A 15,507-nucleotide genomic window follows, 5' to 3' on the forward strand; every position below is an offset into this window, starting at 1 on the left:
GTTACGTCAGTGACGTCACCCATAGGATGGTGGCGTCTTCGTCGCTAAGCGATACGACATTGTGGCCCATCGTGGCGTCGTAATAGGCGCTGTCGCCTCGGCGCATATCGACGGGTTCGTAAAATTCGGTGTACAGCCGCACCATGCCCGTCACCACAAACAGGAATTCTTCGCCGTCATGGCGCACCCAGCCGTCGAATTCCTCCATTCGGCGGGCGCGGATGCGGGCGCGGTAGGGCAGCATCTGTTTCCGGCTCAAGCTGTCGGCCAGCAGTTCATGTTCATAGGTGCTGGTCGCCTTGCTTGCGCCCTCGCCCGATTTGGTGATGGCCATGCGCCCGGTGATCTTTTCGCCGGCAGGCGGTGTGAACAACTGCGGCACTGAAATCTCAAGCCCGATCGCCAACTTCTTGAGCGCGTCATAGGTGGGCGACATCAGCCCGTTTTCGATCTTGCTCAGTGTCGAGCGGGCCAGCCCGGCCTGTGCGGCGGCCTGTTCCAGCGTCCAGTTGCGTGCCTTGCGCAGTTGGCGCACCCGTGCGCCAAGGTCGACAGGCGGTGCCGTCTCGGTGCTGCCGCTTTCGCGGGCGATCTGGATCATGGATTTGGGTGCGCCTTGGGTCATGCAGAGTGCTATAGCGGCGCGCCTTGTCCCTTGCAACGGCGCTGGCACTGGACGTGCCGCCAAGGGCCGGGTATGCCGGGCCGCGACCATTGCAACACAAAGTGAGGCCCGGACATGAGCGATCCAATCAAGCTAGACATCATGTCTGATCCCATTTGCCCCTGGTGCTATATCGGCAAGGCGCATCTTGACCGTGCGCTGGCCGATCATCCCGACCACCCCTTTGTCATTGAATGGCACCCTTTTCAGCTAAACCCCGACATGCCCCGCGAAGGCATGGATCGGCGCGCCTATCTTGAGGGCAAGTTTGGCGGCAAGGAAGGCGCGGTGCGCGCCTATGCTCCGGTGGTGGAACACGCAAAAAAGGCCGGACTGACGATCAATTTCGAAGCGATGCAGCGCACGCCAAACACGCTGGATGCGCACCGCCTGATCCATTGGGCCGGCATCGAAGGGCGCCAGACCGCTGCGGTATCCGCGCTTTTCAAGGCGTATTTTGTCGACGCGCGCGACATTGGCGATGCCGAGGTTCTGGCAGACATTGCGGATGATATCGAAATGGACGCCGCCGTGGTGACACGGCTGCTCAAGTCAGACGTGGATACCGCCGACATCCGCGCGCGTGACGATCATAGCCGCAAGATGGGCATTTCCTCGGTGCCGACCTTCATCGTCGCCAATTCCCATGCCGTCCCCGGCGCACAGCCGCCCGAGCTTTGGGCGAAGGTGATCGCGGACCTGCGCAGCCAAGCAGGGTGACGCCTGGGGTGTTCGCACCGCTGGGCATAACCGCCCGCGCGCCGCACCCAAATACACCCCGCCCGCCAATAAATCCTTTGCGTTGCCCCCGGCGCTGTCATAGTTTGTTGGGCAATGAGGGGCAGCAAGCCCCCGATACATATTGAGCGGGTTACATGGCAGAGAAAACAGCGGCGCCGAATGCGGCGAATGAATGTCCTATATTTGAACGCCAACTGATTGGCTTGGCCGATAGTAGGCTCCGCCCCTCGTGGGGTATTGACCCAATGAAGTTGTCGACGCCCGCCCGCCCCCGTGTAGTGCTGACCTATGGCAGTTTCGATCTGCTTCTCCCCGGTCACGTGGACCTGCTGCGAAAACTGTCGGCCATGGGCACTGAACTGATTGTTGGCTGCGCGACCGATGCCTTTAACGCGCAAAATGGCAAACAGACGGTTGTGCCCTTTGATCAGCGCCGCGCCCTGCTGCAACGCTGTCGTTACGTGGACCGGGTGATCGCAGAAGAAAACTGGGCGCAAAAGCGCACTGACATCGTGAATTACAATGTGTCGGTGTTTGCCATCGGCGACAATTGGGCCGGACGTTTCGACGATCTTCAGGACTTGGCGCAGGTCGTTTATCTGCCGCGCGGGTCGCATGGACGCCCGGACCTGCTGCGCAGCCCCGCGCCTCGGGACCCGCAACGCGCCACCGGCTGATTACTCTGAATATGTTAACGATTGCCGAAATCGCAACCGTGGGTTATCTCTGACCCCGTTGCGGACGGTGCCATATGTGCCGCGTCAACGTATTGTGTTCAGCGTATTGTGTGGAGTGATCCCTTTGGCGATGCCTCAAAGTGATTTTAGAATGGGCCGTGTTGAATTTGTAGCGCTGGTGGCGATGATGTTTGCCACCATCGCTTTTTCCATCGACGCGATGCTGCCCGCCCTGCCAGAAATTGCCGCCGAATTGTCGCCAGAACTGGCCCATCGCGCACCGCTGATCCTGACCGCCTTTGTCTTTGGTATGGGCGTTGGCACCTTTGTCAGCGGCCCGCTGTCCGATGCCTTTGGCCGCCGCAATGTGGTCTTTGCGGGGGCGGCGCTTTATATTGTTGCCGCCTTTGTCGCTTGGCTCAGCCGCTCGCTTGAAGTCATGTTGCTGGCGCGGGTGGTACAGGGGCTGGGCGCATCGGGGCCGCGTGTCGTTGCCGTGGCGATTGTCCGTGACCTGTATTCAGGCCGTGAGATGGCGCGGATCGTTTCGATCGTGATGATGGTCTTTGCATTGGTGCCGGCCATTGCGCCCGCTCTTGGCGCCGGGATCATTGTGCTGGCGGGTTGGCGTGCAATCTTTTTGGCGTTTATCCTGTTTTCGGCTGTGGTTATGCTGTGGATGGCGTTCCGACTGCCCGAAACCCTGCCTCCCCAAGACCGCCGCCCCCTCCGCCTGCGCCTTATGGTCGGCGCGGTGCGCGAGATGTTTGCCCACCCATCGGTACGCCTGTCGATCCTTGTACAGTCGCTGGCAATGGCGATGCTGTTCACCATGCTGATGCTGGTGCAGCCGATCTATGACACGGTTTACGGGCGCGGCGACAGTTTCCCCTTTTGGTTCGGGGGCATTGCGGTGGTGTCGGCCAGTGCCAGTCTGATCAACGCGCTGCTGGTGGTGCGCTACGGGATGCGGCGGCTGATCAGCATTACGCTGTTTGGCCAGATCATCCTGTCGGCCATGATGTTCGGGTTCGATCTGGGTGCCCTGCCCGACCCTTACGGCTTTGCCGCCTTTGTGGTGTTCCAGACCTGCCTGTTCTTTCAGGTCGGCCTGACGCTTGGCAATCTCAACGCCATCGCGATGGAGCCGATGGGCCATATCGCGGGCATGGCCGCATCGGTGATCGGGTCGGTATCGACGGTGCTGGCGGCATTGATTGCGTCGCCTGTGGGGCTGATGTTTGACGGCACTGTCGCTCCGCTGGCGCTGGCAATTCTGGTGATGGCGGCGGTGGCTTTTGCCCTGATGATGTACATGGGCTGGGTCGAAACACGGGCGGGTGCTGCGGCAGAGTAACCCCTACCGCGCCGCTTTGGCCTTTTTCTCTTTGGCGATGACCTGTTCGGCCAGATCACGGGCAATGGAAAACGCGCCCTTGATCTTGTCGGTCTCTGTTGCCCAATCCCGGCGCACAACGATCTTGTTGTCTTTGACCTTGGCCATGCCGCGCTGATCCTGGATAAACTGCACCAGCCCCTCGGGCGAGGCGAACTTGTCCTTGTGAAACTGGATTGTCGCCCCCTTTGGTCCGCCGTCCAACTTGGCAATGCCAGCGCGTTTGCACATCGCCTTGATCCGCACCACCAGCATGAGGGTGTTCACCTCGCGCGGCAGCTTGCCAAAGCGGTCGATCAACTCAGCGGCAAAGCCCTCCAGCTCGACCTTGGTGCTCAGCCCGCTGAGACGGCGATATAGGCCCAGACGTACATCCAGATCCGGCACATAGGCCTCGGGGATCAGGACCGGCACCCCGAGGTTGATCTGCGGCGCCCATTGATCATCGGCCTCTGACAGGCCTTCCATCTCGCCCGCACGGATCTTGGCAATCGCCTCCTCCAGCATGGATTGATACAGCTCAAAGCCCACATCGCGCATCTGGCCGGATTGTTCCTCGCCCAGCAGGTTGCCAGCGCCGCGTATGTCCAGATCCTGTGACGCCAGCGTAAAGCCCGCGCCAAGCGTGTCCAGACTGCCCAACACCCGCAGTCGTTTCTGCGCCGTATCAGTCAGTTTCGCACGCGGTTTGGTGGTCAGATAAGCATAGGCGCGGGTCTTTGAGCGCCCGACCCGCCCGCGAATTTGATAAAGCTGCGCCAGACCAAACATATCGGCGCGGTGCACGATCATCGTGTTGGCGGTTGGGATATCCAGCCCCGATTCAACAATCGTCGTTGCCAGCAGGATATCGAACTTGCCGTCGTAAAAGGCATTCATCCGGTCATCCAACTCGCCCGCCGCCATCTGGCCGTGGGCAATGACATAGCTTAGCTCGGGCAATTGTTCTTTCAGGAAGCTTTCGATCTCGGGCAGATCGCTGATGCGCGGCACGACATAGAAAGATTGCCCACCCCGGTAATGTTCGCGCAATAGGGCCTCGCGCAGGGTCACGGCGTCGAATTCGCTGACATAGGTGCGGATCGCCAGCCGGTCGACAGGCGGCGTGCCGATGATCGACAGATCGCGCACCCCCGTCAGCGACAATTGCAACGTGCGCGGGATCGGCGTGGCGGTCAGGGTTAGCACGTGAATGTCAGTGCGCAGCGCTTTTAGGCGTTCCTTGTGACCGACACCAAAATGCTGTTCCTCGTCGATCACCAAAAGCCCAAGGTTATTGAACCTTATGCCCTTGGCCAGCAGCGCATGGGTGCCGATCACGATGTCCACCGTGCCGCGTGCCATGCCGTCACGGGTGGCGGCGGCATCCTTGGCCGATACAAACCGGCTTAGCTGGCGCACTTCGATCGGAAAGCCGCGAAAGCGTTCGGCAAAGCTTTTGAAATGTTGCCGGGCCAACAGGGTCGTGGGGGCGATCACCGCGACTTGCACGCCGGACATGGCGGCGACAAAGGCGGCGCGCATCGCCACTTCGGTCTTGCCAAAACCCACATCGCCGCAGACCAGCCGGTCCATCGGGTTGCCGCTGGTCAGATCGTCCACGACATCGCCGATCGCGCTGAGCTGATCATCGGTTTCGGTATAGGGGAAGCGCGCGCTAAAGGCGTCCCACATGCCCGGCGGCGGTTCCAGCACCGGTGCCTTGCGCAGGGCGCGTTCCGCCGCGATGCGGATGAGTTTATCCGCCATCTCGCGGATGCGTTCCTTGAGCTTGGCCTTTTTCGACTGCCACGCGCCGCCGCCCAACTTGTCAAGCAGCCCTTCCTCATGGCCATAGCGCGACAGCAGCTCAATATTCTCGACCGGCAGATAAAGCTTTGAGCTTTCGGCATATTCCAGAACGAGACATTCATGCGCCGCGCCGGCTGCGGTCACGACCTCCATCCCCAGATAGCGGCCAATGCCGTGGTCCACATGCACCACCAGATCACCGGGTGACAGGCTCTGCACTTCGCTGAGGAAATTTTCGGCCCGGCGTTTGCGTTTTGGCGCGCGGATCAGGCGGTCGCCCAGCACGTCCTGTTCCGAAATGACCGTAAGGTCGGGGGTTTCAAACCCATGTTCCAGCGCCCAGACCGCCAGATGCAGCCCGCGTTTGCCGATGCGGGTGGCATTGGGCACCGGGATTGCTTCGGCCAGCCCCTCGTCCTCGATCAGCCCGGTCAACCGTTCCCGCGCGCCCTCAGAATAGCTCGCGACCAGCACCGGACCTTTGTCCATCTTCGCTTTAATATGTGCCGCCAAAGCACCGAAAAGGCTGATACTTTCCTGCTGTCGTTCGGGCGCAAAGTTGCGTCCGATGCGCACGCCAGCGTCCAGCACACCCGGCCCGGTGGGCTGTGGCAGCGGGTTGAACTGGATCACGCGGTGATCCGCGATGGCCGCCGTCCATGCAGCATCGGTAAGGTACAGACCCTCAGGTGGGGCCGGTTTATAGACGCTGTCCATCTTTGACCGCTTTGCCATGGCCAGACGTCGGGTTTCGTATTGGTCGGCGATGCTGTCCCACCGCGCCAGACGCATCGGTGTCAGTTGATCATCCAGCGTGACGGTGGCCTGCGGCAGGTAATCGAACAGCGTTTCCAACGTATCGTGAAAGAACGGCAGCCAGTGCTCCGCTCCCTGATGTTTGCGCCCCGCACTGATCGCTTCGTAAAGCGGATCATCGGTGCCAGCCGCGCCAAATTCGATGCGATAATTCTGGCGGAACCGGGTGATCGCCGCCTCGTCCAGAATGATCTCGCTGACTGGTGCCAACTCGACAAGGTCCAGCTTTTCCGTGGTCCGCTGGGTCGCGGGGTCAAACCGGCGTGCGCCGTCCAGCGTGTCGCCAAACAGATCCAGCCGCACTGGCCCCAGATCGCCGGGCGGGTAGATGTCGATGATCCCGCCGCGCACGGCATAGTCACCCGGCTCCAACACCGTCGGGCTTTGCACAAAACCCATCCGGACCAGGAAATGCCGCAGCGCGGTATCGTCGATGCGGCTGCCGACATGGGCGGCAAAGGCGGCATCGCGCAGCGTCGCACGCGCCGGGATGCGCTGGCTGGCGGCGTTGAGCGTGGTCAGCAGCACATAGGTCTGCGGCATCCCATGGGTCAGCGCGGCCAGCGTCGCCATGCGCCGGGCGGAAATATCGGCGTTGGGTGACACCCGGTCGTAGGGCAGGCAATCCCAACCGGGAAAGGTGATCACTGGCATGTCGGGGGCAAAGAACTGCAAGGCCGACTGTAGCGCCGCCATACGTTTGTCATCGCGCGCGACATGCAGCACAGGCGCGCCGCGCTTGGCGACCTCGTCAAGGATCGCGCGGGCGTCAAAACCTTCGGGCACGCCCGACAGGGTGATATTTTGCGGTTGGGTCATCGGGTCTCAATTGGGGTTGGGCGGCGTGCTGTCAACCTGCCAAGGGTCCGACGCTCAGGTTTTGGTACATTCCCCAGAGCGCGGTGATGAAAATCGCAACCATCCCGATAATCTGAGTATAAAGCCGGTGTCGCATCAGGCGGCGTTGCAGGCGCTCTCCGCTGGCCTGTTCCAACTGGATCAGCCGCGCGGTCGACAAGCTCAGCAAACCCACCAAAGACATGGGGAACCCCAGCATCAGCACGGCTTGGGCAAATTCGACGTCATAGACAAAGCCGAGCAGGCCCAGCGTGGTCAGCAGGAAACAGGCCAGCCCCAAAAGCCACAACCCAGAGGTCTGGGCAATGTACAGAAGGCGGTTCACGTTGATCCGCACAATGTCTTCCAGATCGGTCTGGGCGTCGCCGCCATGGCGGCGCGCGCGCAGCACCATGTCAAACGGCACTCCCAAGACCCAGTGGCTGGCAGTGGACCACACGACAGCCAGCATGATCCAGAACCACAGGTTCGAGAAAGACCGCAGGTCGATCATTTCCAATAGCGTTTGATACCAGTCCAAGGGTCACTCGTCTGCCAGTCAGGGTTCGAACCTCTTAACCGGACCCCGGGGCAATTCATAGGGTTGAGGCGCGCAAAAATCCGTGGCAAGCCGATGGGAGGTTAAATTGAGGTATTTTTGATGCAGCCCGTCCATGCCCCCTTTCCCGCGACCCGCCTGCGGCGGACCCGTGCCAATCCAGCGGTGCGGGGCTTGGTGCGCGAAAACGCCCTTAACCTCTGCGATCTGATCTGGCCGGTTTTTGTGCGCTCGGGCGAAGCTGTGACAGAACCGGTGCCGTCGATGCCCGGTGTGATGCGGCGGTCGGTCGACACCTTGGTCGATGCCGCGCGCGAGGCCGCTGATCTGGGCATCGGCGCGATGTGCATCTTTCCCTATACTGGGCCCCAGGACCGCACCGCCGATTGCGCCGGTGCCTGGGACCCGCAGAACCCCGCCAACCGTGCGATCCGCGCCATCAAGGATGCGCTGCCGGACATGGTCGTAATGACCGATGTGGCGCTCGATACCTATAATATCAACGGGCACGATGGCTTTGTCGAAGACGGGATTATTGTGAACGACCGCACCGTTGCGGCGCTGGTCAAAATGGCGCTGGCCCAGGCCGAGGCCGGGGCGGATATCATCGGCCCGTCTGACATGATGGACGGGCGCATTGGCGCGATCCGGCACGCGCTGGAAAGTGCCGGTCATTCAGACGTGATGATCCTGAGCTATGCCGCAAAATACGCCAGCGCGTTTTATGGACCGTTCCGCGATGCGGTTGGTGCGTCGGCGGCGCTGACAGGCGACAAGAATACCTATCAGATGGACCCAGCCAACAGCGACGAGGCCCTGCGTCTGGTGGCCCGGGATCTGTCCGAGGGCGCGGATATGGTCATGGTGAAACCCGGCCTGCCCTATCTCGATATCTGTCGCCGGGTCAAAGATGCCTTTGGCGCGCCGACCTTCGCCTATCAGGTGTCCGGTGAATACAGCATGATCAAGGCCGCTGCACAGAACGGCTGGGTCGATGGCGACAAGGTGATGATGGAAAGCCTGATGGCGTTCAAACGCGCGGGCTGTGATGGAATCCTGACGTATTTCGCGCCAGATGTGGCGCGGATTTTGCGCAACTCCTGAACAAAAGGCGGTAATCTGCCCACTCGGGGCCAAAAGGCATGACAAAGGGCCGAATTATGCCTAATGTCTGCGTCAAGTCGGGCAAACCGGCATCAGGCAACAATTACAGGCAAAATCCATGAGCAATCAGACCTATACCCGGCGTATTTTCACCTTGGGCGCCCTAGCCGGTGTCGGCGTCACCGCAGCATGTGGCAACGGTGTTGGCGGGCGCGGCGGTGCGACGATCGACGCCCGCGTTGATGCCACATTGCAAGAAATGTACCGCAGCTTTCCCAACACCCGGCAGTTGTCGGACAAGTCCAACGGCATGCTGATCATGCCGCTGGTGACCGAAGCGGGCCTCGGCTTTGGCGGTGCCTACGGGCGCGGCGCGCTGCGGGTGAACAACGTGACGGTGGACTATTATTCGGTGACCAAAGCCTCGGGCGGGTTGCAGATCGGCGCGCAGCAATATGCGCATGTGCTGTTTTTCATGACCGAAACCGCGCTGAGCGAATTCCGCCGGTCGCCGGGTTGGGCGGCAGGGGCCGATCTGGAATACGTCATCTCGGACAAGGGCGACAGTGTGAACGCCGATACCACCACCGTACTGGCGCCGGTATTGGCCGCAGTCTTTGGCCGCGCCGGCCTGCGGATCGGTGCCACACTTGAAGGCACCAAATACACGCGCATCATCCCTTGAGTTGGGATTAAGATCGCGAATTAAGTTATTGATTTAAAACGGTAAGGCCCGGAATTATGCCACAGGCGCCGGGCCACCACCAGACCCCTTTGGGCTGACACTGGCTGACAATGGCCGTCACCGTGCGGTGCCCTCATCCGATCTTAACCGCCCAAAGGCACTCTTATCCCCGTTGCAACAAGCCTACATACGGACCAGAGGCGCAGACGATCGCGCCATTTCTGACCGGTTCAGACATGCAGGGATAAAATCCTGTCTCTTATATCCGATCTGGCGGCGCCGCCCTTTTTATCAGGCCCAAAACGATCCACATCAACCCAACATCAGGCACACTGCACCGGCGTATCCCCGGCGCAGCGATACCGGATTGCGTCTGCCTCACCCCATGGCGCGCAGGCGTTTGATCAGGCTCGATGTGTCCCAGCGCGCGCCGCCCAGTTTCTGCACATCCTTGTAAAACTGATCCACCAGCGCGGTCAGCGGCAGGCTCGCGCCTGTCTCGTCGGCGGTGTCCAGACAAATCCCCAGATCCTTGCGCATCCAGTCCACGGCGAACCCGTGGTCAAATTTGTCGTCCAGCATGGTTTCATAGCGGTTCGCCATCTGCCAGCTTCCTGCGGCGCCTTGGCTGATGACCTCGACCACGGCACGGCCATCCAGCCCCGCCTTTTCGGCGAAATGCAGCGCCTCGCTGAGGCCCTGAACCACACCTGCAATGGCGATCTGGTTGCACATTTTGGTCATCTGGCCGGCACCACTGTCACCGATCCGGCGGCAGATCTTGGCATAGGCCTGCATGATCGGCAGCGCCCGGTCAAATGCCGCCTGATCGCCGCCACACATGATCGACAGAGCACCGTTTTCGGCACCCGCCTGCCCGCCCGAGATCGGCGCGTCGATAAAGCTTATTCCCGCCGCCTCTGCTGCGGCATAAAGCTCGCGGGTCACGGCGGCAGAAACCGTCGTGTGATCGACAAAGATGGCACCCTTGGCCATCCCGGCAAAAGCCCCGTCATCGCCCAGACAGACCGTACGCAGATCGTCATCGTTGCCGACACAGGACATCACGAAATCCGCGCCCGCTGCCGCCTCGCGCGGGGTCTTGGCCATTGCGCCGCCATGGGCATCGGCCCAGTCTTGTGCCTTGCGGGTGGTCCGGTTGTACACGGTGACGGAATGACCAGCTTTTTGCAGATGGCCCGCCATCGGTCCACCCATGACACCAAGACCCAAAAACGCGAGTTTTGACCCAACTATTCCCATCTGCTTTTCCTCACCAATCAGTTGCGCTATTGCCTGTGGATACACCTATCATCCTGCGCGCTCCGGTCAATCTTACGCGCCCCGGCAAGGAACCACACATGGCCCTGATCTTTCGCTGGCTTATCCGGCTGTCCGTGCTGCTGATCACGGTCAGCGTGGTGGTGGTCGGGCTGGTCTACTGGTTCGCCGCGCGGTCCTTGCCCGACTACAACGACGACGTGTCCGTCTACGGCATCACCGCCCCAGTCGAGATCGTGCGCGACAACGCCAATGTGCCGCATATCTTTGGGCAAAGCGACGCTGACGTGTTTTTTGGCCTTGGTTTTGCCCATGCCCAGGACAGGATGTGGCAGATGACGTTGCTACGCCGCACGGCGCAGGGGCGGCTGTCCGAGGTGTTTGGCATCTCGACGCTTGCCACGGACAAGTTGATGCGCCGGTTCGATCTGCACACACTGGCGCTGCGGTCGATTGATGCGCTGGACGCCGAGGCCCGCAGCGCGCTTGAGGCATATTCCGCCGGGGTCAACGCGCGACTGGATCAAATCAACGCCGAAGCGCTGGGGCGCGGTGCGCCGGAGATGTGGCTTTTCAACGCGCCGATGGCGCCCTGGCGGCCCGCGGATTCGCTGGCCATCGCCAAGCTGATCGGCCTGCAGACCTCGGGCCATCTTGAGGCCGAAGTGATCCGCGCGCGCACCTCGCTGGCGCTGGAAGATCAGGCGCGGCTGGCCGATATCCTGCCCGATACCCCCGGCACCGGGGTGGCCGCCCTGCCCGATTACGCCGCACTTGCCCCCGGTGTGGCGCGCCACGCCGCGACGATACCGCTTGATCCGCACCCGCTGTCGCCGTTTTCGCATCTGGCCTTTGCTGGTGCCTCAAACGCATGGGCCGCGGCGCCGTCGCGGTCCGCCTCGGGTGGAACCTTGCTGGCCAATGACCCGCATATGAATTTCACGGCCCCCGCGATCTGGTATCTGGCCCGGCTGGAACTGCGCAGCGGCGGGGTGATCGGTGGCACGGTGCCGGGCATGCCTGTGGTAATGACCGGACGCAGCGCCGCCCTGGGTTGGGGCCTGACCTCCGCCTACGCCGACGATCAGGATGTCTATATCGAAGAGTTGAACCCGCTCAACAATGAGGAATACCGCACCCCTGACGGGTTCAAGAAATTTGCCAAACGGTCGTCTATCATCAACGTAAAAGACGCCGATCCCGTCACCATCACCCTGCGCTGGACGGACAATGGGCCGGTGCTGCCGGGCAATCACTACAATCTGGCCAGTATCACGCCCCCCGGCCACGTCGCGTCGGTGAATTGGACGCTGCTGAGCGACCGCGACACGTCGCTGGCGGCGGCCATCGACGTGATGCAGGCCAAATCGGTAGAGGAAGCGATTGACGCCGCAGAAGCCTATGTCGCCCCGACCCAGAACCTGATGCTGGTCGACCGTGACAAGATCGCGATGAAGACCATCGGGGCGCTGCCCCGCCGCGATGCGGCACACCAAAGTCAGGGGCGTATGCCCAGCCCCGGCTGGATCTCTGCCAACCGCTGGGACGGCATGATGCCCTATACCGCCAACCCCGAATTTCTAGAGCCGTCGGGCGGCATTCTGGGCAATACCAACAACAAGACGCTGGATCGGCCATTTCCCAACCATGTATCATTTCTGTGGGGTGATACGCAGCGTGTGCAACGCTGGCAGCGCCTGATGCAGAACCGCCAGGTTCACACCCGCGATAGTTTCATCGAGGCGCAGTTGGATACCGTCAGCCCCGCCGCGCGGTCGCTGTTGCCGCTGATCGGGGCTGAACTGTGGTTCACCGGCGCGGCCGCGCCCGACGGCACGGCGGAACGCCAGCGCCAGCGCGCCCTGACCCTGCTGGCCGGCTGGTCGGGTGAAATGAACGAACATTTGCCCGAACCGCTGATCTATGCCGCCTGGATACGGGCCCTGCAGGACCGTCTGATCCGCGATGATCTGGGCCCTTTTGCCGAGGAATTCGATCACGTCGAGCCCTTGTTCATCGAACGGGTATTCCGCGATGTTGATGGTGCGGCAGCTTGGTGTGACGTGCGCCAGTCCGCGCCGGTCGAAACCTGCCCTGACATGGCCCGGCTGGCGCTTGATGATGCGCTGCTGTGGATCAATGAAACCTGGGGCAGCCAGCTTGAATCGCTGCGCTGGGGGGATGCGCATCAGGCGACCCATGATCACCCTATTCTGGGCGACGTGCCGCTGCTGCGGTATTTCGTGAACATTCGGCAGTCGACCTCGGGTGGCGATCACACGCTGCAACGCGGGCTGACGCGCGGCGCCGGGCCTGATCCGTTCTTTAACGTGCATGGCGCGGGTTATCGCGGGGTGTATGACTTTGCCGATCCGGATTCTTCGGTTTTTGTGACATCGACCGGGCAATCGGGGCATTTCCTGTCGCGGCATTACGACGACATGGCGCAGCTGTGGCGGCGTGGCGAATATATTCCGATGTCGCTGGATGCAGGCCTCGCGCGCGCCGCCGCCGTGGGGGTGACCCGGCTGGAGCCCAAGGAATGACCATGCCGCGGGTGATCCTGTTCAACAAACCCTACGGTGTGCTGTCACAATTCACCGACAAGGGAACCGAGGGCAGCGCCCGCCCGACCCTGTCGGCCTACCTGACCGAGCCGGGGTTCTACCCTGCCGGACGGCTGGACCGTGACAGCGAGGGCCTGCTGGTCCTGACGGACCACGGCCCGCTTCAGGCCCGGATTGCGCATCCGAAGTATAAACGCCCCAAGACCTATCTGGTGCAGGTCGAAGGTGCGCCGGATGACGCCGCCCTTGCCGCGCTGCGCGAGGGTGTGATGCTCAAGGATGGCAAGACCGCACCGGCAGAGGTGGCGCAGATCGATGCCCCCGCTGACCTGTGGCCGCGCGACCCGCCCGTGCGGTTTCGCAAATCGGTGCCGGATAGCTGGCTAAAGATAACCATCCGCGAAGGACGCAACCGTCAGGTGCGGCGCATGACGGCGCATGTGGGTCTGCCCACGCTGCGGCTGATCCGGGCCAGCGTCGGGGACTGGGAATTGGCCGGGCTGCAACCCGGCGCAATGCGCTGGTCGACCGAGAACGGCCGCTAGGTCAGCGCGCGGGTGAGCCAGACGCCGCCCGTGGCGGACACAGCCGTCAGCACCGTACCCCAACAGAAATCCCGCGCGACCATCGCCCATGTCCAGTCTTTCAGTGTCGCCAGATTGGTAAACTCATAGGTGCCATAGCCCATCGCCCCGATCAGCGCGGCATTGCCCAGCACCCACATCAGGCTGCGGTCTTGGGTCAGTGCGGGCCAGGAGACAAACCACAGCAGCACCCCGACATAGAAGGCGTAGAATATCACCGCAGGCAGGATGCGGAATTCATCGAGCAGCAGACCGCCGATGTCGCGTTCAAACACTGGTTTGATGAAGAAACTCAGCCCGATGTAGTCGAGACCGAGAAACAGGATGAAGGTGGCGAGGTAGAGGGTGATCAGGGTCATCGTGCAAGGCTCCGTCCGGGGTTACGGGACCATATGAGGCGCGGCGCGGGGAATGCGATGTTTTGGGGTGAAATAAATTGGCTGAGGTGCCGGTTTCTGACCGCTGGGGGACGCTGTCCCCCAGACCCCCTGAGGGTATTTTTAACCCGGAAAAATAAGGGGACGGTCAGATTTTCTGAAACTGCGCTTCTTGGCGGGCGGACCAGCGCACGGTCAGCGCAAAGCCGTCTTCAGTCTGGCGTTCGCTTTCGACCACCTCCTGCGCAAAAAGCCAGGCGCGTTTTTTTCCTTCGGCAAAGCTGAGGGTCAGGTCGGCTTCGCGTACCGCCCCTTGCAGGGCTTCGGCGACGGTTTGTTGCAGCAGCTCCAGCCCCTCGCCCGAGATGGCCGAGATCGCCAGCACGTTTTCGTCGCGCTGTGCACGGGCGCGCACGGCATCCGCGGCGTCGGGGGGCAGCAGGTCAAGTTTGTTCCAGACCTCGAATGTGCGGGTTTCCTTTGGCACGCCCAGGGACGCAAGAATATCGCGCACGTTTTGCGCCTGCTGCTCGGTTTCGGCGTGGGAGATGTCGCGCACGTGGCAGATGATATCTGCGGCCAGCACTTCTTCGAGCGTGGCGCGGAAGGCGGCCACGAGTTCTGTCGGCAGGTCAGAGATGAAGCCCACCGTGTCGCTGAGGATGATCTCGGGACCATCATCCAGCACGAGGCTGCGCATTGTGGGGTCGAGCGTGGCAAAGAGCATGTCCTTGACCAAGACATCCGCCCCGGTCAACCGGTTGAACAGCGTGGATTTGCCCGCGTTGGTATAGCCGACGAGGGCGACAATCGGGTACGGCACCTTGGCACGTGCGGCGCGGTGAAGGGCGCGGGTTTTCACCACCTTTTCCAACTGGCGGCGCAGGCGCACCAATTGGTCGTCGATGGCACGGCGGTCAGCCTCGATCTGGGTTTCGCCGGGTCCGCCGACAAAGCCCAATCCGCCACGCTGGCGTTCCAGGTGGGTCCAGGCGCGCACCAGCCGGGTGCGCTGATAGTTAAGGGCGGCCATTTCGACCTGCAGCACCCCTTCGCGGGTGGCCGCGCGGTCGCTGAAAATTTCCAGGATCAGCCCGGTACGGTCGAGCAGTTTGACCCCCCATGCCTTTTCCAGGTTGCGCTGCTGGACCGGCGATACCGGGCCGTCGACGAGCACCAGCTCGACCTCGGCGGCCTCAAACTTGTCGTGCAGCTCGGCGATCTTGCCTTTGCCGAACAGCATCCCGGCATTCACGGTGCGCAGCGGCACGATGTCAGCGCCGACAACTTCGATCTGGGGCAAGGCTTCGGCCAAGGCCACTGCTTCGGCCAGCGCGGGGGCAGCCACGCGCCGGTCGTTGTCTGATTTGATGTCAGGATGCAGGACCCATGCGCGTGTCATGCGCGGCCCATCCGTGTTGTCGATCT

General features: G+C 61.9%; 13 protein-coding genes. 7 read left to right on the forward strand and 6 right to left on the reverse strand.

The annotated features are described in order from the left end of the window. Position 1: 1 nt before the first annotated feature. Positions 2-625 (reverse strand): helix-turn-helix domain-containing protein, encoded by a 624-nt coding sequence (locus tag AC1965_RS08660; protein ID WP_483886873.1) that lies wholly within the window; start codon positions 623-625, stop codon positions 2-4. 114 nt (positions 626-739) lie between these two features. On the opposite strand from AC1965_RS08660, the gene AC1965_RS08665 reads away from it, so the two are divergent. The 3 genes from AC1965_RS08665 to AC1965_RS08675 all read left to right on the forward strand — a co-directional run bounded on the left by AC1965_RS08665 (position 740) and on the right by AC1965_RS08675 (position 3,439). After that, complete coding sequence (locus AC1965_RS08665; protein ID WP_483886874.1) at positions 740-1,384, forward strand: DsbA family oxidoreductase; 645 nt, start codon at positions 740-742, stop codon at positions 1,382-1,384. Between the two features lie 266 nt (positions 1,385-1,650). Then, complete coding sequence (locus tag AC1965_RS08670; RefSeq protein WP_483886875.1) at positions 1,651-2,082, forward strand: adenylyltransferase/cytidyltransferase family protein; 432 nt, start codon at positions 1,651-1,653, stop codon at positions 2,080-2,082. Positions 2,083-2,233: 151 nt separating this feature from the next. After that, complete coding sequence (locus AC1965_RS08675) at positions 2,234-3,439, forward strand: multidrug effflux MFS transporter (RefSeq protein WP_483886876.1); 1,206 nt, start codon at positions 2,234-2,236, stop codon at positions 3,437-3,439. Positions 3,440-3,442: 3 nt separating this feature from the next. On the opposite strand, the gene mfd is transcribed toward AC1965_RS08675, so the two are convergent. Next, on the reverse strand, positions 3,443-6,904 hold the full coding sequence (mfd, locus tag AC1965_RS08680; protein ID WP_483886877.1) for a transcription-repair coupling factor: 3,462 nt from the start codon (positions 6,902-6,904) through the stop codon (positions 3,443-3,445). 31 nt (positions 6,905-6,935) lie between these two features. Continuing rightward, positions 6,936-7,463: a component of SufBCD complex gene (locus AC1965_RS08685; protein ID WP_483886878.1), complete on the reverse strand. Its 528-nt coding sequence runs from the start codon at positions 7,461-7,463 to the stop codon at positions 6,936-6,938. Positions 7,464-7,583: 120 nt separating this feature from the next. On the opposite strand from AC1965_RS08685, the gene hemB reads away from it, so the two are divergent. Both hemB and AC1965_RS08695 read left to right on the forward strand, forming a co-directional pair. Continuing rightward, complete coding sequence (hemB, locus tag AC1965_RS08690) at positions 7,584-8,585, forward strand: porphobilinogen synthase (protein WP_483886879.1); 1,002 nt, start codon at positions 7,584-7,586, stop codon at positions 8,583-8,585. Between the two features lie 118 nt (positions 8,586-8,703). After that, entirely contained in the window at positions 8,704-9,270 is a 567-nt protein-coding gene (locus AC1965_RS08695) for a lipid-binding SYLF domain-containing protein (protein ID WP_483886880.1), read from the forward strand. A 378-nt stretch (positions 9,271-9,648) separates the two neighbouring features. On the opposite strand, the gene AC1965_RS08700 is transcribed toward AC1965_RS08695, so the two are convergent. Further along, complete coding sequence (locus AC1965_RS08700) at positions 9,649-10,533, reverse strand: NAD(P)-dependent oxidoreductase (RefSeq protein ID WP_483886881.1); 885 nt, start codon at positions 10,531-10,533, stop codon at positions 9,649-9,651. Positions 10,534-10,631: 98 nt separating this feature from the next. On the opposite strand from AC1965_RS08700, the gene AC1965_RS08705 reads away from it, so the two are divergent. Both AC1965_RS08705 and AC1965_RS08710 read left to right on the forward strand, forming a co-directional pair. Next, a complete protein-coding gene (locus AC1965_RS08705; protein ID WP_483886882.1) occupies positions 10,632-13,097 on the forward strand; it encodes a penicillin acylase family protein in 2,466 nt (821 codons plus the stop codon). 2 nt (positions 13,098-13,099) lie between these two features. Beyond that, positions 13,100-13,663, forward strand: coding sequence for a pseudouridine synthase (locus AC1965_RS08710; RefSeq protein WP_483887014.1), 564 nt, complete (start codon positions 13,100-13,102; stop codon positions 13,661-13,663). Here AC1965_RS08710 and AC1965_RS08715 read toward each other — a convergent pair. Then, entirely contained in the window at positions 13,660-14,061 is a 402-nt protein-coding gene (locus AC1965_RS08715; RefSeq protein WP_483886883.1) for a DUF2177 family protein, read from the reverse strand. The two genes, AC1965_RS08710 and AC1965_RS08715, sit on opposite strands and share 4 nt — an antisense overlap. A 166-nt stretch (positions 14,062-14,227) precedes the next feature. Then, positions 14,228-15,481 carry a GTPase HflX gene (gene hflX, locus AC1965_RS08720; RefSeq protein ID WP_483887015.1) on the reverse strand — a complete coding sequence of 418 codons (1,254 nt, stop codon included), beginning with the start codon at positions 15,479-15,481 and terminating at the stop codon, positions 14,228-14,230. Positions 15,482-15,507 lie beyond the last annotated feature (26 nt).

The sequence above is a fragment of the Sulfitobacter sp. KMM 9851 genome (genome assembly GCF_057178245.1).